Origin of the sequence: Promicromonospora sp. MS192, from assembly GCF_049532985.1 — a bacterium.
Classification (GTDB): domain Bacteria; phylum Actinomycetota; class Actinomycetes; order Actinomycetales; family Cellulomonadaceae; genus Promicromonospora.
Genome location: NZ_CP186693.1, coordinates 2,349,363 through 2,368,451, shown reverse-complemented (window position 1 = coordinate 2,368,451; position 19,089 = coordinate 2,349,363). Strand labels below are relative to the sequence as shown.

The following is a 19,089-nucleotide window of genomic DNA, read 5'->3' as shown; positions in this document are numbered from 1 at the left end:
TGCCCGCCCCTGGTCGAGCGCCGGAGCGCCCGGACGGGCCGGCGCTCGCCAGGGGTGGCCCCCTCGAGGAGATGCTCGGGCCCGGACCGGCTGACGGGCGGTGGCCTCAGCGGGGGCAGAGGTAGGCGGCCGACGTCGGGCGGGTGCCCGACGGGGTGGTCCAGGTGGCCGGGCCCTGGGTCACGCGGGTCCAGCCCAGGCGTTCGTAGAGGCGGACGGCGGGGCCGTCGTCATCGACGACGTCGAGCGCGAGACGGCGGCCGCGCCGGGTGGGCGTGTCCTCGACACGTTCCAGGAGCGCCGAGGCGATGCCCATGCCGCGTGCCGCCGGGGCGACGAACAGACGGCTGACCCCGGCGAGCCCGACCAGGGGGACACCCGCGGCCTCGGCGAGCTGGTCGGCGTGCTCGACGGCGCCCCCCTCCACGAGCATCACGTGCCCGACGACGACCCCGTCCGACAGAGCGACCCAGGCGCCGAGCGTGCTGGCCGGGGTGAGCCAGGCCTTCGGGTCGTCGGGCCAGACCAGGGGGTAACGGTCCTTCTCGTGGACCAGTCGCAGTGCCTCGACGGTGCGATCCAGGTGGGCCGGATGGCGCGGGGCGATGAGGAGGTCGGGCACGCGGACAACGTAGCGGATGGTGGTGGGGTTTGCGTCCAGGCGGGAGCTCGTTGCCAGACCTGCGCTCTGGTCGGCCTCGTGTGCTCGGTCAGCCGCAGGGATCCCCGCCCGAGTAGCACGGTTCGTAGTCCAGGTTCTGTTCCACGGGCGGCGGATCGTTGAGAGAGCGCCAGTCCACCTGGGGCACGGCCAGCAGTCCGATCGCTCCGACTGCCACGACCGCCACGAGCGTGTGCCAGACGTACGTGAGGACGCGCGCACCCCGTCGCCGGGCCGACACGAACGTCCACACGACCCCGGACAGCATGATGGCCGCCACGACGGCATAGACCACGGTGTGCTTCGGCCCCGGGGTGGCGTCGGTCAGAAAGCCGTAGGCGTTCCAGGTGTTGAACAGGAGCACCCACGGTCCGGCGAGCGCGGCGAGCGACCCGAGGACTTCGCCCGCCACGCCAGGACCGGCGCCGGTGCTCTCGCCCGGGTCGCTCATCCCGGCTGCCCCTGCTGCCCGCCTCGGCCCGAACGTGTCATAGCGCGGATCGTACGGCTCGGGGATGTCGGGGCGGAAGGAAACTGAAGGGGCGCTGACGGCGCGACCGAAGCCGGTCGCGCCGTCGTCCGCGGATCAGTACCGGAAGCAGTCCAGGTAGTCGAACGACCGCGCCGAGGACTCGAACGACGGTGCCCAGTCCCACTCGTACGTGTAGTACCGCACGTCGCCGCGGGCCGCCCCGAGGATCCCGGTCAGGTCCATCTCGCCGTCACCCAGGCCCACCTGTGTGAGCCCCTCCTCGGAGCCGATGTTCACGGCGTCCTTGACGTGCAGCAGCTCGATCCGGTCGCCGTGCTCCTCGATGAGGTCCACGACGTCGATGCCGGCCTCCGCGGCCCAGCCGACGTCCAGCTCGAAGGTGACGTAGCGCGGGTTCGTGTTCTCCACGAGGGCCTCCCACGCGGTGACCGTCTCGCCGGTGTCCGGGTGCGTGAACGTCCGCTCGAAGACGTCGGTGTGGTTGTGCACCAGCATCTTGCCCGCGCCGTGGTCGCGGGAGTACTCACCGAGCCGGTCGAGGTAGGCCGCCGTCTCGACGGCGTCCTCGTAGGTGGCGGTGCTGCCCGGGATGCTGCCGGAGCCCACGTAGCGCTGGCCGAGCGCCTTCGCGTAGGCCACGGTCTGCGGCCAGGTCTCCCAGTCCGTGCTGCCGTGGCTCGACGCCGCGCGCAGGCCGTGCTCGCGCAGCAGCGCCTTGAGCTCCCCCACGGGCATGTCGTAGGGCTGGTCGTACAGCTCGACGTTGCGGAACCCGGCGTCGGCGACCTCGCCGAGCACCCGGTCCAGCGTGTCGGCCGACGGTGTTCCCGAGCCCAGCTCCCCGACGTGCGTGTAGAGCTGGATGGAGATCTGGGAGTCCGGGATGCCGGGGCCTGGCCCGCAGCCTGGTTCCGCGTGCCCCGGCGCCGCGGCCGTGGCTGCCGGGGTGCCCGCGAGGGTGCCCAGGGCGAGCGCCGCGACCAGCGCGGTGCCGTGCAGTCGTCGACGGTGGTGTCGTGAGCGCTGTCGTGTACCCCGCATCGTGCTCCTGACGTCGTTGTCGTGATCACCGCACGCCGGACTTTTGACGCGCGACGCACAAAAGAGTCTTGTCGGGTGAAATATGTCTGTCAAGGGGTGACTGGGCCGGCCGGGAAATCACGTCGACCCGTCGCTCCGGTCATGTCATGGTCGTCCCATGCTGATCCCCCTCGAGCAGCGTCTCGTGGACGCGGCGGACGACGTCGTCTCGCGCCTCCCGGCCGACGGCACGTACCTGAACACCGTCGGCTCCGCGGTGATGGACGTCCACGGCGACGTCCACACCGGGGCGAACGTCGGTCACTTCACCGGTGGGCCGTGCGCGGAGCTGGTGGCGCTCGGCACCGCCGCAGGTGCGGGTGCGGGCCCGATCTCGCTGATCGTGGCGGTCGGCGACGAGGGGCGCGGCGTCATGCCCCCGTGCGGACGGTGCCGGCAGGTGCTGCTGGACCAGCAGCCGGACTGCCGGGTCATTGTGCCCGACGTCGACGGGCCGCGGTCCGTCCCTCTGCGCGACCTGCTCCCGTTCCCGTCCCAGCACCCGGACGCCGAGCCGCCGCGCCTGCTGCGGTTCAGCCCTCAGCACTGGTCGAGCGTGGTCGACGGGACGAAGACTGCCACGACGCGCTTCGCCGACCCTTCGTCGCTCGGACCGGTGACGCTCCTGTTCGAGTTCGACGACACCTGTCGGAGCCTTCCGGGTGTCGTCGAATCCGTGGAGCACGTGCGGTTCGCCGACATCTCCGACCCTCAGGCCGCACTGGAGGGCTGCACGGCCGACGAGCTGCGCACGGCCCTGCGAACTCACTACTACCCCGGGATCGACGACGCCGACGTCGTGGAGTTCGTGCGCTTCAGGGTGGTCGGCCGGGGCTGAGCGACGTCAGGTCCGCCGCGTGATCCGGGAGATCTCCTCCTCCGGGTACGGCGTCGTGCGGCTCTCTCGCTGGAACCGGCGGTAGAAGCTCCCCATCGCTGCGGCGACGGGCGCGTCACGGGTCAGGAGCGCGGCGACGGCCGCGGGCACACCCTCCGGCGTCTCGCCCTGGGCCCAGGAGCGCACGGCCGCCCGCCGTTCCTCCGGTCCGTGTCCGTACAGGGCGACGGCCAGCCAGTTCACCAGGTGCGTGGCGGCGTAATGGTGGTCGTAGCCACGGTGGTCGTCGAGGAATCCGGCCTCGTCCGGCGTGAGCTCGAAGCGGGAGGAGATCGCGAGGCCGTAGTCAGCGAGGTACAGACGCTCGCCGTCGGTCAGGATGTTCTGGAAGTGGGCGTCGAAGTGCAGCAGGCCGCGGTCGTTCATGAACGAGATCCCGGCTCGCAGCTCCTGGTCCACCATGGCGCAAGCCTCCGTAGCAGCCGCGCCACCGGCGCGGACCTGACCGTCCAGCCAGTCGTGGAGGTTCTGCGGGATGTACTCCAGGAACAGCAGGATGCTGGCCGAGGAGTCGCGCAGCGCCTCGATCCGGCGGCGGATCGCCGCACCGCCGCCCCAGTAAGTGACGGCTCGGTCAACGTCGGCCAGCTCCTCCGGAAGCGGCTGCCCCGCGTCCGGCAGCACCCGCCAGTGGTGCATCAGCGGGAAGCCGTCGTGGTCACCGGCGATCACCCAGCCCGTGGTCATGGCGTGTACGGCCAGCTCACGCCAGGCACCGAACCCGGGGCCGCCGATGGTGCCCACGCCGTAGTGGCAGAAGAGCGGCAGGTCGAACAGGTTGGCCGTGGAGCGGACGTTCTCCGCCTGTCGCTCCAGGTCGGTGAGGCGCACCTGCTTGACGAAGACCGGGGTTCCGTCGACGTCCACGACCACGGTCTGCCCGCCGATGCCGCTGCCGGCCGGCGTGCCGGCGTCCACGAGCTCGCGAAGTCTGTGGTCGCTGTGGAGTGCCAGCGCCGTGGAGACGACGCCATGGCGGGCCAGGCGCGCGTCACGGGAGCGACCTGCGGTCCGCGCACGCGGGCGCTCGCGCGGTGTCGTCCACTGCCCGTGCGTCAGCGACCCGCGCGAGTCCGTACCGCTCGGCTCACCGCGCCCGACACTCACGACCTGGACCGTACCAATCGTGTGACCAGGCCGCCCGGACGTGACGGCATGCGGAGGCTGTCGTCGGTGACGGAGCGCCGTGACCCTGAGGCGGCCCAGGGTCGGATCCGGGTGGATCTCGGGAGATCACCGGAAGCCGCCCCATCGGCCTGCGCCCTACGTTCGATGGCATGAGCGATGTTGGTGCCCCGGTTCAGGTGCGTGCCGTGACGAAGCACCATGGTGCCGGTACCGCACGTGTCCTGGGGCTGTGGGAGGTCTCGGTGGAGTTCGCGCCGGCGACGTTCACCGCGATCATGGGCCCGTCCGGGTCGGGCAAGACCACGCTCATGCACTGCGCGGCGGGGCTGGACGAGCCCGACGAGGGCAGCGTGGTGCTGGCCGGCCACGACGTGGCGGGCCTCGGCGACCGGGCACGTTCGCGTCTGCGCCGTGAGCAGGTGGCGTTCGTGTTCCAGGACTACAACCTGGTGCCGACACTCCCGGTCTGGATGAACGTGGCCCTCCCGCGACTGGTCGGCGGTCGGCGGGCTGATCGGCGTGCGGTGGCGGCCGCCCTGGATCGTGTGGGGTTGTCGGGCGTCGAGCATCGCCTGCCCGGCGCGCTGTCAGGTGGTCAGCAGCAGCGGGTCGCGATGGCGCGCGCCGTCGCGCTGCGGCCGCGTGTGCTGTTCGCGGACGAGCCGACGGGGGCGCTCGACACCGGCTCGCGCGCGCAGGTGCTGGACCTGTTGCGGGGCCTGGTCGACGAGGCCGGTACGACGGTCGTGATGGTGACGCACGACCCGGTCGCCGCGGCCGCCGCTGACCGGGTCGTGTACCTGCGTGACGGGCGCATCGTGGGGGAATCGGCCTCACGCGACGCGGTCGAGCTCGGTGGCCGTCTCGCCCGGCTGGGGCAGGCGGCATGATCGGCATCGCGGCGCGGAGCGTGCGCGCGCACCCTGCCGGGTTCGCGGGTGCGTTCGTGTCGGTCGCGCTGGCCGCGGCGCTGCTGACCGTGACGACCAGCGCCGTCGTCGCCGTGCGCCGTCCCGAGGTGGTCGGGCCCGCCCCGGACCTGGCCACGCTGGCGACGACCCTGCTGGCCAACGCCACCGCTGTGGCGGTGCTTGCGGCGACCTTCGTGACCTCCTCGACCCTGTCGTACTCCGCGGTGCAGCGGCAACGCGAGCTCGCACTCCTTCGGCTGGCCGGTGCGAGCGGAGCGCGGACGGGTGCGCTCCTGCTCGTGGAGGCGTTCGTCGTGGGTCTGGTCGCCGCGGTCGGGGGAGCGTTGTGCGGTCTGCCGCTCGCGCCCCTGGCCGCCCGTGGCCTGTCCGACGCCGGCCTCGCCCCCGCGGCGCTGGAGACCGCCCTGCCGGTGTGGCCGGCCGCGCTGTCCGCCGGGGTCGCCCTCGTCGTGGCGTTGGCGGCGGCCGTCCCGGTGGCGCTGACCAGCAGTCGTGTGCCTGCGGCCGCCGCGCTGCGCGACGCCGGTGTACCGGTGGTCCGCACGGGGGCCGTCCGGCTCGTCGGCGTCGTGCTGCTGGCCGCCGGAGCGGTGCTGGAGATCGCGCTGATCGGTGAGGCCGACACGCCGTCGGCCACCGCCTACCTGGTGCTGCTGACGCTCACCCTGACCGCGCTGGCCGCCCTGTGCGGCCCGGTGCTGGCACGGGTGATCCTGGGCGCGACCGGGCTCCTGGCGCGCGGCGGGCCCCTGCTGCTCGCGCTGGCGGCGGCGCGGACCGACCTGCGCCGGACGGTGGCGACCGTCACGCCGGTCCTGGTCACGGTCGCCCTGGCGTCCGGAGTCCTTGCCGGGACCTCGACCATCGCCGGCGCGGGCCGGGAGGGGTTGACGACGGCCGACTACGTGGCCGTGGGCAGCGTGATCGGGCTCGCGCTCGTGTACACCGCGATCTCGGTGGCCGTCGTGTTCGCGATGTCCACCGAGCGGCGCCGGCGCGAGCTGGCCGCGCTCCGGCTGGCGGGCGCCGCACGGGCGGACGTCCTGCGGGTCGTCGCGGCGGACGTGGTCCTGGTCCTGCTGGTCGCGGTGGTGCAGGCGGTGCTGGTCACCGTGGTGGTCGTGCTCACCGCGGCCGGGCACGCGTCGGCGCACGGGGCGGATCCCGGCCGGCCGGACTGGTGGCCCGTGCTCGCCGTCGCCGTGGCCTGTGCGGTCCTGGCTGCCGGCTCCGCTCTCCCCGTCGCCCGCTGGGCGACGGGCGGGGCCGCCGTCCGTCAGTCGCAGGGGTCCTGAGCCGCCGTATCCGTCAGCTCACCACGTGCAGCCAGGGCCAGGCCCTAGGCCCGGACCCGGCCCTCCAGTGCGAGCCCCGCGCCGAGCCCGACCATCGCGAGCCCGCCGGCCACGCTCAGGTGGTCCAGCCGCCTCGGCTCGCGGGAGAACCACGTGCGCGCCTGCGACGCGACCAGCGCGAGGATCGAGTCCTGGCACAGGGCCAGCACGCCGAACAGCAGGCCGAGGAACAGCAGCTGGGGTGCGGCGGGAGCGGCGTCGTTCATGAACTGCGGCAGGAAGGCCGCGAAGAAGACGATGGTCTTCGGGTTGGTGGCGCCGACGACGAACCCGGTCCAGACCGCTCGCCGCGCGCTCGTGGGGCGAGCGCCCTCGGGCGCGGCGAGGGCGAGGCGGGCGTCCGCGCGGTGCCGGATCGCCTGGATGCCGAGATAGATGACGTACCCCGCGCCCACGAGCTTGAGCACGGTGTAGGCGGTGGCCGACGCCTCGACGAGCGCACCCAGCCCCACCGCCAGGAAGCCCACCTGGACGAGCAGGCCCAGCGCGTTGCCGCTCACGGAGAGGAGGGCGTCGCGGCGGCCGACGGTCAGGGCGCGGCCGATCGCGAACAGGACGCTGGGTCCCGGCAGTGCGATGAAGACGACGGACGCCGCCAGGAAGGCGACGAGCTGGGTGGTCTCGGGCATGAGGCGATGGTAGCGACCGGGTCGCGGGGCCCGTCAGGTGTTTTCGAGGTGACCCCGTGCGACGGCCAGTGAGGGTGTTACCGGCCGTTCGGGCCGAGGTCGATGGTCGAACGAGCGGCACGCTGGGGTCGGTGAACTCGCGCAGAGTCGTAATTTGGCCGCTGGGGTGGCGGCCGGATGGCGCGGGGGAGACGAGGGCTGTCGGTCCCTTCAGCCGAAATGACCTCGCTCGACCGCCTGATGGATCGCCTTCTTGTAGTCCTCGGGCATGTGGAGACCGCGGACCTCCTCGGGCCTGACCAGGACGAGCTCCTTGTGCTCGTGACTGTAGACAGGCGCGGCATCACCGTCGTAGGTGGCGAGGTAGGTCAGCACGAACACGTGCCTGTGAGGGAAGATTTCATACACCCAGGCGTAGTAGGGCTCCCCGACCTCGGCATTCCAGGAGAGCTCCTCGCTGATCTCCCGGGCGAGGCACGTGGCGGGTTCCTCACCGAGGTCGAGCTTGCCGCCGGGAAGTTCCCACTCGTCGCGCTCGTTGCGCAGCAGGGGAAGCTGACCCTTCCAGTTGATCACCGCCTTCACCGAGATGGGGAGCTGGTACTCGAAGTAGCCGGGATTGCGCTCGATGAGGTACGGCTCTTCGGCGGATCGTGTGGTGAGCATGGGTTCCCTCTCAAGTGATCTGGACAAGGGACACGCAGACGTCGTCCGACTTCTTGAACAGCGCAGCCTGCGTGTCCGCGGTCGATTCGTGCTCCCGGATCATGTCGATGACGCTGGACGCAGAGCGTTCTCGCACGAGCTCGACGAGCTCATGCCATGATGCGGCGATCTTGTAGTCGGTGACTGCCCGCGCAAATCCGTCGGTTGCGAGAAGGACGATGTCGCCGCGCACTGCCGGCCAGGCGATCGTTCGCGCACCGGCGGCGACGTACGGGTTGTCGCCGAGCACCCAGGCGCCGTCGCTGCCGGCGAGATAGCGACGTCGGCGCTCGGCGATGCCCTCTGCGGCCTGCTGGGGCGAGGTCTGAGCGCGTACGGCCCGTCGCTCGTTGGCGCCGAACGCGGGGTAGTCAAGCAGGTCGTCTCGGCCGTCGTGGTAGACGAAGATGTCCCCGACGATAGCGGCCGCGACCTCGTCGGCGGAGCGCCTGACGATGCCTGCCGAGCATGCCGGAGGAAGCGCTTCCCTTGGCATTCCCGCGTCGCGGAGTGACGCCTTCACGTGTGCAGCGAGCTCGGTGATGGTCTCTGCGGGGCGCTGGGTGAGGTCATGGCGCCGTAGCCACTCGTCGCACGTGCGAGATATCCAGTAGGCGCCGGTCGTGCGAGGGTCCGGTCGGAAGGTGCCGATCGTGTCAGTTGCGCCGTCGAACATCCACGCGCACGTGTCGTTGTTTCCTGCCAGGTCCTCGTTGAACTCGCCCACACCCTGCCGCGTGGCGGTGTCGAGTACGGTCAGGCCGCTGGTGCTGTTCGCCATTCGTCGCTTCCTGGTGTGTCGGTGGGTGGCTCCGGGCAGCGTCACCACGGTGTCAGGTCCGCCAGGCCCACGATGTGAACGGAAGCGAGGCACATGAGTAGCCCGAGGATGATCGCTGGTATGAGTCGTCGCACGGAACGAACCCCGCCGGCCCACATGAGGCAGGAGAAGGCGATGGTGATGGCTCCTGCGGAGGCGAGGACGAGCGGGACGCCGTCCGCCACCTCGATACGCGTCGCGATCGTCACGGCAGTGGTGATGAGAGCGATCACGGCGGCGAGCACGCCCAGAAGCTGGACCTGGTCGCCGCGAGAAGCATCCAAGGCCGACTTGGTCTCAGCGATCTGCCCGAGCAGGTCACTGCTCTGGCGGTCGATGAGTAGGCGTGACCGCAGCGCCTCGTAGCGAGCAAGGCGTCGGACGCCGCCCGGAGTGCGAGCCTCCTGATGATGGATGGCCACTTGTGCTTCGGTCAGGGCTTCTGCGATGCGTCCGGCGTGCCGGAGAAGTCGTGCTCGGGTGAAGTGAAAGTTCGGGTTGTCACGGGTCGTCGTGCGAAGGGCGTTATCGACGGCCTCGAGCGCGAAGTCGAGCTCGGCTGGCGTGACCAGCTCCGGAGCCAGATCGCCCAGGTCGGCGTAGAGCGCGGCGTACTGGTGCCAGACCCCAGGCCTGTCGCCCAGTACGCTGATCGCTTGCCTGGAATGGCGGAGAGCCTGGCGGAACTGGCCCACGGAGGTTCCATCGCCGACCGCTGAGATCGCGCGGAACGTGTCGTAGTAAGGGTTCGCACCGAACTCCGCTTCGTACGTGCTGACGAGGCGCTGGTACTCGGCCTCCCGTTCCTCCCGGTGGAGATCTTGGAGCAGTGCGTAGAGACAGGTGAACCGATCGTCGGCTGGCTGTGACGTGTCTTCGAGGACCGACATCAGCTGGTCCTCGGTCAGTCCCCCGGCGACGTGCGCGCGTACATCCTCCGCGAATGTGGGCGACGTCCAGTACGGGAGGGTGACGCTCACGAATTCATCGCTCCTGTTTGTTCGGGTGAGTAGGCCAGGATCCTTATGCCGATCCGGTCCGGACTGACGATCTGGGTGCGTCCGTGCGCGATCCGATGGTTGTCAATGATGTACGCATCACCGCAGCGCAGCCAGTCAACGACCTGGGTGACCTGTTGCATCCGGCGGCGGATCTCTGCCACGAGAGCGGCCGGCCCGGACAGACGGTAGTGGGCGTCGTCGCGGTACCTCAGCCCGCTCGGCCCTGCGAGCCGGAGAGGCAGTCTCCGACCGCCCGTGGTCGATTCGATCGACAAGCTCAGGAGCGAATCGGGCGGCAGCCCGGTCGTAGCGAGGTCGAGGTCGGCGAACAGCGGCGCTCCACCCATGTCGGCGTCGTAGCCGACCAGGTGCATCCCGAGATAGCGAGGCGGATCGGGTAGTGACGAGCGGTCGGTATGCAGGGGCAGAGCCTGCATGGTGAAGCCGGGTCCGGGTTCACCTCGGCGACCTGAAGGGCTGATCAGAGTACGTCCGACGGCGTCGCCGTCAGGGTGGTGGTAGATCGGACCCAGTTCGGCCATGGCCGCGCGAAACTCGGCCGGGGTGAGCTGCGGCAGAACGACGATGCCGCGGTTCTGCACCCTCCCTGAGAGGTCACGCATACGGGAACTCCTTGTGCGTCCGAGGTTCGCGACGTGACCGGTAGAAGTGCCAGAGAATCATAGCAAAGCGGACAGGGTGGCCGACTATGACTGGGCCGTGTGCAGGAGCCGGCCCGTATCGCCTACTGCTTGGCCCAGGTCCCGCACCCGGAGGTCGTGAATACCTGCCCGTTCTGACACGTCCACGACCACGGGGCTGCCGCCGAGCCCTTCGATCGCACCGGCACGCGAGGCCGAACGAGTGGTGCCCGTGACCTCGTGACCGGCCGCGCCGAGCAGCGGCAGCAGACGGGACCCGATCACGCCGGTCGCTCCGGCGAGGAAGATGCGCACCGGATCACCCTAGGGCGCCTCACCTGCGGCGCCGATTGCGGCTCGACAGACGGCCCGGCGGTGTCCCGCAGCAGCCGGTACGGCTTCCCGCAGTCCGGGGGGATCGGGCCGATTCCTAGGTTGAGGGTCATGTCCGCACCGTCCACCGCTCGCCGCGCGATCGGCGCCGTCCTCGTCACCACCCTGGCTCTCGGTACCGGGGCCGCACTCACCGTGAGCCTGGCCCGCCCGCAGGTGCTGGGCGCCGTCGCCGCGAGCACCTCGACGTCCACCTCCGCCACCCTCCTCTCGGTCACCGCCCCTGGTCCGTCCGGCACCTGGACGTCCGGCCGTGCCAGGCCCGGCCTCACCAAGCCACCCGCCGGCGACGAGCGCTTCCGCATCGGCAGCGTCACCAAGACCTTCGTCGCGACGACGATCCTCCAGCTCGTCGACGAGGGACGCGTGGACCTCGACGCCCCCGTCGAGACCTACCTGCCCGGCACCGTCCCGGGTGGCGCGGCCATCACCGTCCGCCAGGTCCTCAACCACACCAGCGGTCTGTACGACTACATGAAGGGCGAGGGCTGGTCCACCAACCGCTGGCGCGGCGCCGCCCGCCTCACCGCCTACACCCCGGACGAGCTGCTCGCCGAGGCGTTCCGCCACGCGCCCTACTTCCCGCCGGGCACGGACTTCCGCTACTCCAACACCAACTACGTCGTGGCGGGCAGGCTGGTCGGGGCGGTCACCGGCCGGCCGTACGCGGACGTCGTCCGGCACCGGATCCTGGAACCGCTGGCCCTGCACGGCACCACGTTCCCCGGCGACGACCCCGGCCTGCTGGAGCCCGCCGTCCACGCCACCACGACCCTCGACGACGGAGAGACCGTCGACGTCACCGAGCAGAACGTCTCCCTCGACTGGGCGGCCGGCGAGATGGTCTCGACGGCGGGCGACCTCCAGACCTTCTTCGACGCGCTGCTCGGCGGGGACCTCATCAGTGACGAGTCCCTGGCCGAGATGCGCACGACCGTGCCGATGGGCATGGGCTTCCACTACGGGCTCGGCCTGGAGCGCTTCGACCTGCCGTGCGGCGGCAGCCTCTGGGGCCACGGCGGGCAGCTGCTCGGCTACGTCACCTACGCCTACCGGCGCGACGACGGCCGCGGCCTCACCCTGCTGCTCGCCTCGGGCACGGGCGACGGCTTCGTCCCGTTCGCGGCGGCCGCGACGGCGGCGTACTGCCTGACGTGAGCCTCACGCCTCCAGGTACCGCAGGATCGCCAGCACCCGCCGGTTGTACCCGTCCCCGGCGCGCAGCCCGAGCTTGTCGAAGATCGCATTGGCGAACTTTTCCACCGCCGACACGGACACGTACAGCGCCGCCGCGATCCCGGCGTTCGTCCGGCCCTCGGCCATCAGCCCGAGCACCTCCAGCTCCCGCGACGTCAGCCCGCCCAGCGCGTGCGTGGTCGACCGGAACAGCTGCCCCACCACCTCCGGGTCCAGCACGAGCCCGCCGGCGGCCACCCGGGACAACGCGTCCAGGAAGTCGTCCACCCGCATCACCCGGTCCTTGAGCAGGTACCCGACGCCGCGCGCCTCGTCGCTGAGCAGCACCCCGGTGAACTCCCGCTCCACGTACTGCGACAGCACCAGGATCCCGACGTCGGGCCACCGCTCCCGGATCTCCGCCGCCGCCCGCACGCCCTCGTCGGTGTGGGTGGGCGGCATCCGCACGTCGAGCACGACGACGTCGGGCCGCTCCGCCGCCAGCCGCGCCAGCAGGGGCTCGGCGGAGCCGTACGTCGCGACGACGTCGTGCCCCTCGTCCGTCAGCAGGCTGCGGATGCCCTCCCGGAGCAGCGCGGAGTCCTCCGCCAGCATCACGCGCACGGCAGCGTCACCTCGATCCTCGTCGGCCCGCCGGCCGGGCTGACCACGCCCAGCGTGCCGCCCGCGGCGGCCACCCGCCCGGCCAGGCCGGCCAGCCCGTGGCCGGGTCGCGGTCGCGCGCCGCCGACGCCGTCGTCGCTGACTACCACGTGGACGACGGCGTCCGCAGGGCCGGTGACCAGCGACACGGCGACCCCTGCCGCCTGCGCCCCGGAGTGCTTCGCCACGTTGGTCAACGCCTCCGCCACCACGTAGTACACCGTCACCTCGACCCCGCCGGGCAGCCGGCCGGCCACCGCCCATTCCAGCACCGTCGGCACGGCCGCCCGGCCCACGAGCTCCCGCAGCACCGGCTCCAGCCCGTGCGTGTCCAGCGTGGTCGGGCGCACCCGCCACGCCACCTCCCGCAGGTCACCCACCAGCAGCTCCACCTCCCGGGCCGCCTGCTCCAGCAGCCTGACCGCGGCGGTCCCGGCCGTGCCCCCGCCGCCGCCCGCGGTCCCGGCGGACGCCCGCCGCGCCCGGTCCACCAGCAGACCCACCGCCACGGCCCGCTGCTGTACCCCGTCGTGCAGGTCGCGCTCGATCCGCCCCCGCTCCGCGTCGAGCGCCGCCAGCAGCTCCGCCCGGCTCACCGTCAGCGACTCGACCTGCGCCGCCAGCCGCTCGCTGCGGCTCGGCGCCAGCCACCGCGCGGCGGCCGCCCGGTCCAGCACGCCGACGCCGAACAGCCCCATCAGGTCGAGGTACAGCAGGACGGCGCCGAGGGGCACCATCGTGAGCAGCTCGGCCGTCGTCATGCCGGGCTCCTCGCCCTGGAGCGGCGGCTCGACGGTGAACCGCACGTCGAACAGCCACGACGCCAGCCCCGCCACCACCGCGAACAGCCCGTAGGCCAGCAGCCCGAGCACCAGCGTGCCCAGCACACCGACACCGGCCCGGGCGAGCAGGTAGGCGGCCGCCCGCGCGGGAGTGGGCGGAGCGCCGTCGTCGGCCCACCCGAGCAAGCGTGCGGTGCGCCGGCGGTGCCAGGCGACAAGCAGCCCGACCGGCCCGGGCGGCGTCGGACGGCGCGCCACGGCCGCCACCAGGGCGGCACCGAGGTCCACGGGCCAGGTCAGCGCCCCGAGGGCGGAGCCCCCCAGCATGCGGGCAGGGGTGCTGCGCCAGGCAGCGGGGGCGGAGTCCACGTCGCCAGGATAATGACGGTGCCGGCGGCGCGGACTGCGGCAAACCGCACCCCTTCCTCCGGCCTACCGCCCTGACCTGGGGGAGCACCGCAGTCCGCCGACCCCCTCGCGGTCACATAGCGTTGGGGCATGACGACACAAAGCTTCGCCACGACCGTCGCCGACTGGGCCATCGGGCTCATGGAGACTCTCGGCGCACCCGGCGCTGGCGTAGCGATCGCCCTGGAGAACCTCTTCCCGCCCCTGCCCAGCGAGGTGATCCTGCCCCTGGCCGGGTTCACGGCCTCGCAGGGCAGCCTCGTCCTGTGGCAGGTCCTCGTCTGGACGACGGCAGGCTCCGTGGTCGGTGCGATCATCCTGTACGGGCTCGGCGCCTGGCTGGGGCGCGACCGCCTGCGCAGCATCGTGGACCGTATGCCCCTGGTGAAGCTGGAGGACGTCGACAAGGCCGAGGCCTGGTTCAACCGGCACGGCGACTGGGCGGTGCTGATCGGCCGGGTGATCCCGATCGTGCGCAGTCTCATCTCCATCCCCGCAGGGGTGGAGCGCATGCCGGTCTGGCGGTTCCTCGCGTTCACGACCCTGGGGTCCGGCGTCTGGAACACCCTCCTGGTCGGAGCCGGGTACCTGCTGGGCGACCAGTGGCACATCGTCGAGGAGAGCGTCGGCGTGTTCCAGAAGGTCGTCATCGTGGTCGTGGTCCTGCTCGTGGTGTGGTGGCTGGTCAAGACGCTGCGCGGCCGCCAGGGCCAGGACACCCCGCGGCACGCCCGCCAGCGCTGACCGGGCATGATGCTGCTGTGACTGATGACCTGACTGACGACCGCACCGCCCGGACCCTCCGCACCATCGCCCCCTACCTGGCCGACTGGGCCTCCTTCCAGGCCGCCTACCACGGCATGCCCGGCCTGCAGCTCGCCGTCGGCCGCCGCGGTGAGGTCTTCGTCGACCTCGCCTGGGGCAAGGCCGACCTGGAGACCGGCGAGGACCTCACCAGCGACCACCTCTTCCGCGTCGCGTCCCACTCCAAGACGTTCACCGGCGTCATGGTCATGCAGCTCGTCGAGCGCCGCGAGCTGCGCCTGGACGACGCCGTGGGCACCCTCGTGCCCGAGCTCGACGGCACGCGCGCCGCCGACGTCACCGTCCGGGAGCTGCTCGGTCACCAGGGCGGCATCGTCCGCGACTCGTCCGACGGGGACTTCTGGCAGCACCACAAGCCCTTCCTCGACCGGGAGCAGGTGCTGGACGTGGTGCGCGCCGAGGGGATCGTCTTCGAGCCGAACGAGCACTTCAAGTACACGAACATCGGCTACAGCCTGCTCGGCATCATCATCGAGCGGGTCACCGGCAAGACGTACGACGAGGTGGCGCGCGCCGCCGTCGTCGCGCCGCTCGGGCTGACCCGGACCGGGTCCGAGCTCGACCCCGCCCGCGCCGCCGAGTACGCCGCCGGGCACACCGGCCGCATCACGCACGGCGACGTCCGCCAGGTCGTCCCGCACGTCGACACCCGCGCCATGGCCGCCGCCACCGGCTGGTACTCCACGGCACGGGAGATGGTCCGCTACGGCTCGGCCCACGTGCTCGGCGACACCACGCTGATCAGCGACGCCAGCAAGCGGATCATGCAGCGTGAGGAGTCCCGCGTCACCGTGCGCGGCAAGGAGCTCGGCCGGTACGGCGTCGGCATCGAGGTGGGCAAGGTCGGCGACCGCGAGCTCGTCGGCCACTCCGGGGGCTACCCCGGGCACATCACGCGCACCTGGATCGACCCGGTCGACGGGCTCGTCGTCTCCGCCCTCACCAACGCCGTCGACGGCATCGCCGGCCAGATCGCCAACGGCGTGGTCCAGCTGATCGACCTGGCGCTCGCGGCCGCGGACGAGGTCGCGGCGTCTGCCGCACCGGGGAAGGGGGCCGACGGCGACCGTGTGGCGCCCGTCCCGGCCGACGCGCCCGTGGGACGGTTCGCCAACCTGTGGGGCGTGGCCGACGTCGTCGACCTCGGCGGCATCCTGCACGCGATCAACCCGCGCTCCCCGCAGCCGGCCGAGGTGGCGCAGCGGCTGGTGGTCTCGGGCGGGAGCCTGCTCCACGAGCCCGTGGCCGGGTTCGGCACGGTGGGGGAGGCGGTCCAGGTGGAGCGTGACGCCGACGGCGCGATCGTCTCCGTGCGCATCGGCGCGATGACGGCGTGGCCGGTCGAGGCGTACCGGAGCCGCACGGGCCGCTAAAGAGGGTCCGGCGCGGGTGAAGATACGGTCCTGGGGCGGTTTTCGGCCTGCGCCGAACGCCCTGGGAACCGCTCACGGCGCGTCCTACGCTCGCCACGGCCTGAGAGGCAGGCCGTCTGGTGACACGGGGAGAGCCGAGACATGAGCATTTCCAGCACTGGTGCGGGCACGAAACTGGGGAGACGGCTGGTCGCCGTCGTCGTCGCGCTGCTGTCGGTCCTCGCGGTGGGCGTGGCGGCGCCGGCCGTCGCGAGCACTGCGGGGGGAACGGCCGCCGCCGAGGCACGGCTCGACGGCGGCGGCACGGGCGGTGGGGGAGGTGGTGGCGGAGGCGGGAGCTGGTCGGCCGGCGACGACGGGGCGGCGTACGCGCCGGCCAAGGGCGACCCGTCGATCTGGCCGAAGCCGGAGGACGTCCGGGCCAACCTCACCGAGCAGGACTCGCGGTACATGGTCGAGGACTGCCCCCTGTACCGCCTGTGCGTGCGCAACCAGGAGGCCGACGGCCAGTGGACCGCCTACGCGCTCTACCACTGCCTGCAGCCTGGTCAGTACTACGAGCTGACCAACTTCACGGGCACCGTATACGCCCAGAACAGCCAGGACGTGACGGCGCGGTTCCTGCGGGCCGACAACTCGGTGGCCGACACCATCGGCCCGAACACCGGCAAGGACATCTACTGGAACCCGATCTGGAAGATCGATCCCTGCTGAACCGCCTGAGCCGGGGCGCGGCCGTACGGTCCGCGCCCCGCGCCCTACGCGTCCATCCGGGCGCGGACCAGCAGCTCCAGGACCCGCATGAAACGCTGCGCGCCGGCCCGGCCCAGGACGAACGGGTTGTCCCGGCCGGCGGACCCGTCCCGGAGCGCGCGCAGGCGTTCCAGCCCGTGGTCGGTCTGGGCGTGGTTGTTCAGCTCGACGTCGACCCCGGCACGGCGCATCAGCGCGGCGTACCGGATCACGGACCGCAGGTAGTCGCGCTTGCCCGACGCCGCCTCCGGCAGGCCGGTCCCGCCCCACAGCATTGCGGTGTGACGGCGTCCGTGCCATCGCACGGGGAACACCGGCGAGACGGTACCGGGGGTGTGGCCCGGCGTGAGCCAGAGACGCACGGCGGTGCCGCCCAGCGTGAGCCGCTGACCGTCGGTGATCACCAGGTCCCGCTCGGGGACGTCGGGCGAGCCGTCGGCGGCGGCCACGTCCCAGTCGGCGGCGCTCATCAGCACGCGGGCACCGTACCGGTCGGCGAGGTACTGGGCGCCGCCGAAGTGGTCGGCGTGCCCGTGCGCCGCTACCACGTACCGGATCCGGGCCGGGTCGACGCCGAGCCGGCGCAGCCCCGGCACCAGGATGTCCGCCGCCTGGTCCCGGGACTCGAGCGCGTCGACCAGGATCACGCCGTCGGACGTCTCCAGGGCCGTGGCCGACACGAAGTCGGTGCCGACCACCGCGACGTCGTCGAAGATCCGCGTCGGCTCCGGGTCCGGGGCCGACGGCGGCAGCCAGCCCGGCGTCATCGCGGCGACCAGCGCGTGCAGCACGGGGTCGTCGCCCGCGAGCCGCGCGGCCTCCTCGGCGGGATCGCCGTGGACCGGCGTGCCGGCCGTCGCCTGGGTGGGTACCGCCGTCGGCGTGGCGTCTTCGGGCGTTCCGGGCGAGGGGGTGCGCGGGTGGGGGGACGTGGCCTGCGGGGATGCGGCGGGCGGCGGCGCGGTGGTCGAGGTGGTGGTCGCCTTGCCGGGATCCCGTGCGCAGCCGACGAGGGGGAGGAGCCCCGCGGCGAGGAGGGCGCGACGGGACAGCTCTGCGTGACGCAACAGGTGCACCGACTGATCGTACGAAGAGGGCGGTCCATCGGCGCGACGGTGCCCCGGGGATTGCCCCGGGGATGTGCCCCGCGGGGGTGCGTTGCTGTGTGTAGACGATGTCTACGTGGAGTGACACATGCCCGGCCGAGGGAGTGTCTCCGCCTCGGCCGGCTCGCCCTCGGCCGGCTCGCCCTCGGCCGGCTCGCCCCCGGCTGGCTCGCCCCCGGCTGGCTCGGCACGTTCCGCCCCCCCGGCTGGCTCGGCACGTCCCGGCTCGTCCTGCCCCGGCTGGCTGGGGCTCGTCCCGGCCTGGCCCGCCGCGGCTCGTCCCGCCCCGCCGCGGCTCGCTTCGCCCGCCGGGACCCTCCCCGGCTCCCGGGTGACCTGACCCGGGCCGCGGTAGCGTTGGCAGGTGACGTTCAACGAGGGCGGGCAGTTCGAGGGCGGTCGCGTCCGCAAGGGCGGCGGTCGGCGCGGCGCGGTCGGCGCGGGGGTCGGCGGCGGTGGCGTGCTCATCGTCGCCCTCCTCTACATGGTGCTCACCGGCAACAGCCCCGCCGACATCCTCGGCGGCACCACCTCCGACGCCGGGGGCGGCGGCGAGCAGGGCTACATCGCCGGCTGCACGGCGGAGCAGGCGAACGCGGATCCCGAGTGCCGGCTCAACGCCGCGGTCCAGTCCCTCGACGCGTACTGGGAGACGACCCTCCCGCAGCAGGGCGGCGTCGAGTACCAGCTCCCCGAGGTCGTGAGCTTCACCGACGCCGTGAACACGGGCTGCGGGTCCGCGACGTCGGCGACCGGTCCGTTCTACTGCCCGGCCGACACCACCGTGTACGAGGACCTCACGTTCTACGACCAGCTCTCCAGCCAGTTCGGCGCCGAGGGCGGTCCGCTGGCAGAGATGTACGTGACCGCGCACGAGTTCGGCCACCACATCGAGAACCAGCTCGGGCTGTTCGAGCGGGCCGACCGGCGGGGGACCGGCCCCGAGTCGGACTCCGTGCGCATCGAGCTCATGGCCGACTGCCTCGCCGGCATGTGGGCGGGCAACGCCGCCACGACCGTGGACCCGGACACCGGCGTGACCTTCCTCGAACCGATCTCCCAGGACGAGCTGGAGCAGGCGCTGTCCGCCGCCGCGGCCGTGGGCGACGACAACATCCAGCGGCGCTCCGGTGGTGGCGTCAACCCGGAGGCGTTCTCGCACGGCTCCAGCGAGCAGCGCGTCCGGTGGTTCAGCATCGGCTACGAGGGCGGCACCATCCAGGACTGCAACGCGCTGGACGCCGCCACCCTGTGACGTTACCGTGAG

21 protein-coding genes are annotated in these 19,089 nt (G+C 72.1%); 8 read left to right on the top strand and 13 right to left on the bottom strand.

Features of this window, described 5'->3' with window-relative positions:
- Positions 1-106: 106 nt before the first annotated feature.
- From ACO229_RS10650 to ACO229_RS10640, 3 genes are all read right to left on the bottom strand, one after another.
- Positions 107-622 (bottom strand): GNAT family N-acetyltransferase, encoded by a 516-nt coding sequence (locus ACO229_RS10650; RefSeq protein WP_423464883.1) that lies wholly within the window; start codon positions 620-622, stop codon positions 107-109.
- Positions 623-710: 88 nt separating this feature from the next.
- Complete coding sequence (locus tag ACO229_RS10645) at positions 711-1,112, bottom strand: DUF6234 family protein (protein ID WP_423464882.1); 402 nt, start codon at positions 1,110-1,112, stop codon at positions 711-713.
- Between the two features lie 135 nt (positions 1,113-1,247).
- Positions 1,248-2,195 (bottom strand): sugar phosphate isomerase/epimerase family protein, encoded by a 948-nt coding sequence (locus tag ACO229_RS10640; protein ID WP_397430029.1) that lies wholly within the window; start codon positions 2,193-2,195, stop codon positions 1,248-1,250.
- 157 nt (positions 2,196-2,352) lie between these two features.
- Between ACO229_RS10640 and ACO229_RS10635 the strand changes: the two genes are divergently transcribed.
- Entirely contained in the window at positions 2,353-3,072 is a 720-nt protein-coding gene (locus tag ACO229_RS10635; RefSeq protein ID WP_423464881.1) for an ASCH domain-containing protein, read from the top strand.
- Positions 3,073-3,078: 6 nt separating this feature from the next.
- Here the strand turns inward: ACO229_RS10635 and ACO229_RS10630 are convergent, their stop codons facing one another.
- A complete protein-coding gene (locus tag ACO229_RS10630; protein ID WP_423464880.1) occupies positions 3,079-4,239 on the bottom strand; it encodes a protein kinase family protein in 1,161 nt (386 codons plus the stop codon).
- Between the two features lie 206 nt (positions 4,240-4,445).
- Here ACO229_RS10630 and ACO229_RS10625 point away from each other — a divergent pair, with 206 nt between their 5' ends.
- Positions 4,446-5,150: an ABC transporter ATP-binding protein gene (locus ACO229_RS10625; RefSeq protein ID WP_423464879.1), complete on the top strand. Its 705-nt coding sequence runs from the start codon at positions 4,446-4,448 to the stop codon at positions 5,148-5,150.
- Entirely contained in the window at positions 5,147-6,487 is a 1,341-nt protein-coding gene (locus tag ACO229_RS10620) for an FtsX-like permease family protein (protein ID WP_397430032.1), read from the top strand. The genes ACO229_RS10625 and ACO229_RS10620 overlap by 4 nt, the downstream gene beginning before the upstream one ends.
- 44 nt (positions 6,488-6,531) lie before the next feature.
- Here ACO229_RS10620 and ACO229_RS10615 read toward each other — a convergent pair whose 3' ends face one another.
- From ACO229_RS10615 to ACO229_RS10590, 6 genes are all read right to left on the bottom strand, one after another.
- A complete protein-coding gene (locus tag ACO229_RS10615; protein ID WP_397430033.1) occupies positions 6,532-7,176 on the bottom strand; it encodes a LysE family translocator in 645 nt (214 codons plus the stop codon).
- A 210-nt stretch (positions 7,177-7,386) separates the two neighbouring features.
- Positions 7,387-7,842, bottom strand: coding sequence for an NUDIX hydrolase (locus ACO229_RS10610; protein ID WP_423464878.1), 456 nt, complete (start codon positions 7,840-7,842; stop codon positions 7,387-7,389).
- Between the two features lie 10 nt (positions 7,843-7,852).
- A complete protein-coding gene (locus ACO229_RS10605; protein WP_423464877.1) occupies positions 7,853-8,662 on the bottom strand; it encodes a protein phosphatase 2C domain-containing protein in 810 nt (269 codons plus the stop codon).
- Between the two features lie 41 nt (positions 8,663-8,703).
- Positions 8,704-9,681, bottom strand: coding sequence for a hypothetical protein (locus ACO229_RS10600; RefSeq protein ID WP_423464876.1), 978 nt, complete (start codon positions 9,679-9,681; stop codon positions 8,704-8,706).
- Positions 9,678-10,325 carry a TauD/TfdA family dioxygenase gene (locus ACO229_RS10595; protein ID WP_423464875.1) on the bottom strand — a complete coding sequence of 216 codons (648 nt, stop codon included), beginning with the start codon at positions 10,323-10,325 and terminating at the stop codon, positions 9,678-9,680. The genes ACO229_RS10600 and ACO229_RS10595 overlap by 4 nt, the downstream gene beginning before the upstream one ends.
- Before the next feature lie 84 nt (positions 10,326-10,409).
- Complete coding sequence (locus ACO229_RS10590; protein ID WP_423464874.1) at positions 10,410-10,658, bottom strand: NAD-dependent epimerase/dehydratase family protein; 249 nt, start codon at positions 10,656-10,658, stop codon at positions 10,410-10,412.
- 129 nt (positions 10,659-10,787) lie between these two features.
- On the opposite strand from ACO229_RS10590, the gene ACO229_RS10585 reads away from it, so the two are divergent.
- On the top strand, positions 10,788-11,894 hold the full coding sequence (locus ACO229_RS10585; RefSeq protein ID WP_423464873.1) for a serine hydrolase domain-containing protein: 1,107 nt from the start codon (positions 10,788-10,790) through the stop codon (positions 11,892-11,894).
- A gap of 3 nt (positions 11,895-11,897) precedes the next feature.
- Here the strand turns inward: ACO229_RS10585 and ACO229_RS10580 are convergent, their stop codons facing one another.
- Positions 11,898-12,536, bottom strand: a complete 639-nt coding sequence (locus ACO229_RS10580; protein ID WP_423464872.1) for a response regulator transcription factor — start codon at positions 12,534-12,536, stop codon at positions 11,898-11,900.
- Positions 12,527-13,726 carry a sensor histidine kinase gene (locus ACO229_RS10575; protein ID WP_423464871.1) on the bottom strand — a complete coding sequence of 400 codons (1,200 nt, stop codon included), beginning with the start codon at positions 13,724-13,726 and terminating at the stop codon, positions 12,527-12,529. The genes ACO229_RS10580 and ACO229_RS10575 overlap by 10 nt, the downstream gene beginning before the upstream one ends.
- A gap of 129 nt (positions 13,727-13,855) precedes the next feature.
- Between ACO229_RS10575 and ACO229_RS10570 the strand changes: the two genes are divergently transcribed.
- From ACO229_RS10570 to ACO229_RS10560, 3 genes are all read left to right on the top strand, one after another.
- On the top strand, positions 13,856-14,509 hold the full coding sequence (locus ACO229_RS10570) for a DedA family protein (protein ID WP_397430043.1): 654 nt from the start codon (positions 13,856-13,858) through the stop codon (positions 14,507-14,509).
- Between the two features lie 17 nt (positions 14,510-14,526).
- The gene (locus tag ACO229_RS10565) at positions 14,527-15,963 is read left to right on the top strand and encodes a serine hydrolase domain-containing protein (RefSeq protein WP_423464870.1); all 1,437 of its coding nucleotides are present in this window, start codon (positions 14,527-14,529) and stop codon (positions 15,961-15,963) included.
- Between the two features lie 141 nt (positions 15,964-16,104).
- On the top strand, positions 16,105-16,677 hold the full coding sequence (locus tag ACO229_RS10560) for a hypothetical protein (protein WP_423464869.1): 573 nt from the start codon (positions 16,105-16,107) through the stop codon (positions 16,675-16,677).
- A gap of 44 nt (positions 16,678-16,721) precedes the next feature.
- Here the strand turns inward: ACO229_RS10560 and ACO229_RS10555 are convergent, their stop codons facing one another.
- Entirely contained in the window at positions 16,722-17,792 is a 1,071-nt protein-coding gene (locus tag ACO229_RS10555; protein ID WP_423464868.1) for an MBL fold metallo-hydrolase, read from the bottom strand.
- 394 nt (positions 17,793-18,186) lie between these two features.
- On the opposite strand from ACO229_RS10555, the gene ypfJ reads away from it, so the two are divergent.
- Complete coding sequence (gene ypfJ / locus ACO229_RS10550; RefSeq protein ID WP_397430048.1) at positions 18,187-19,077, top strand: KPN_02809 family neutral zinc metallopeptidase; 891 nt, start codon at positions 18,187-18,189, stop codon at positions 19,075-19,077.
- The last annotated feature ends 12 nt before the right edge of the window (positions 19,078-19,089 follow it).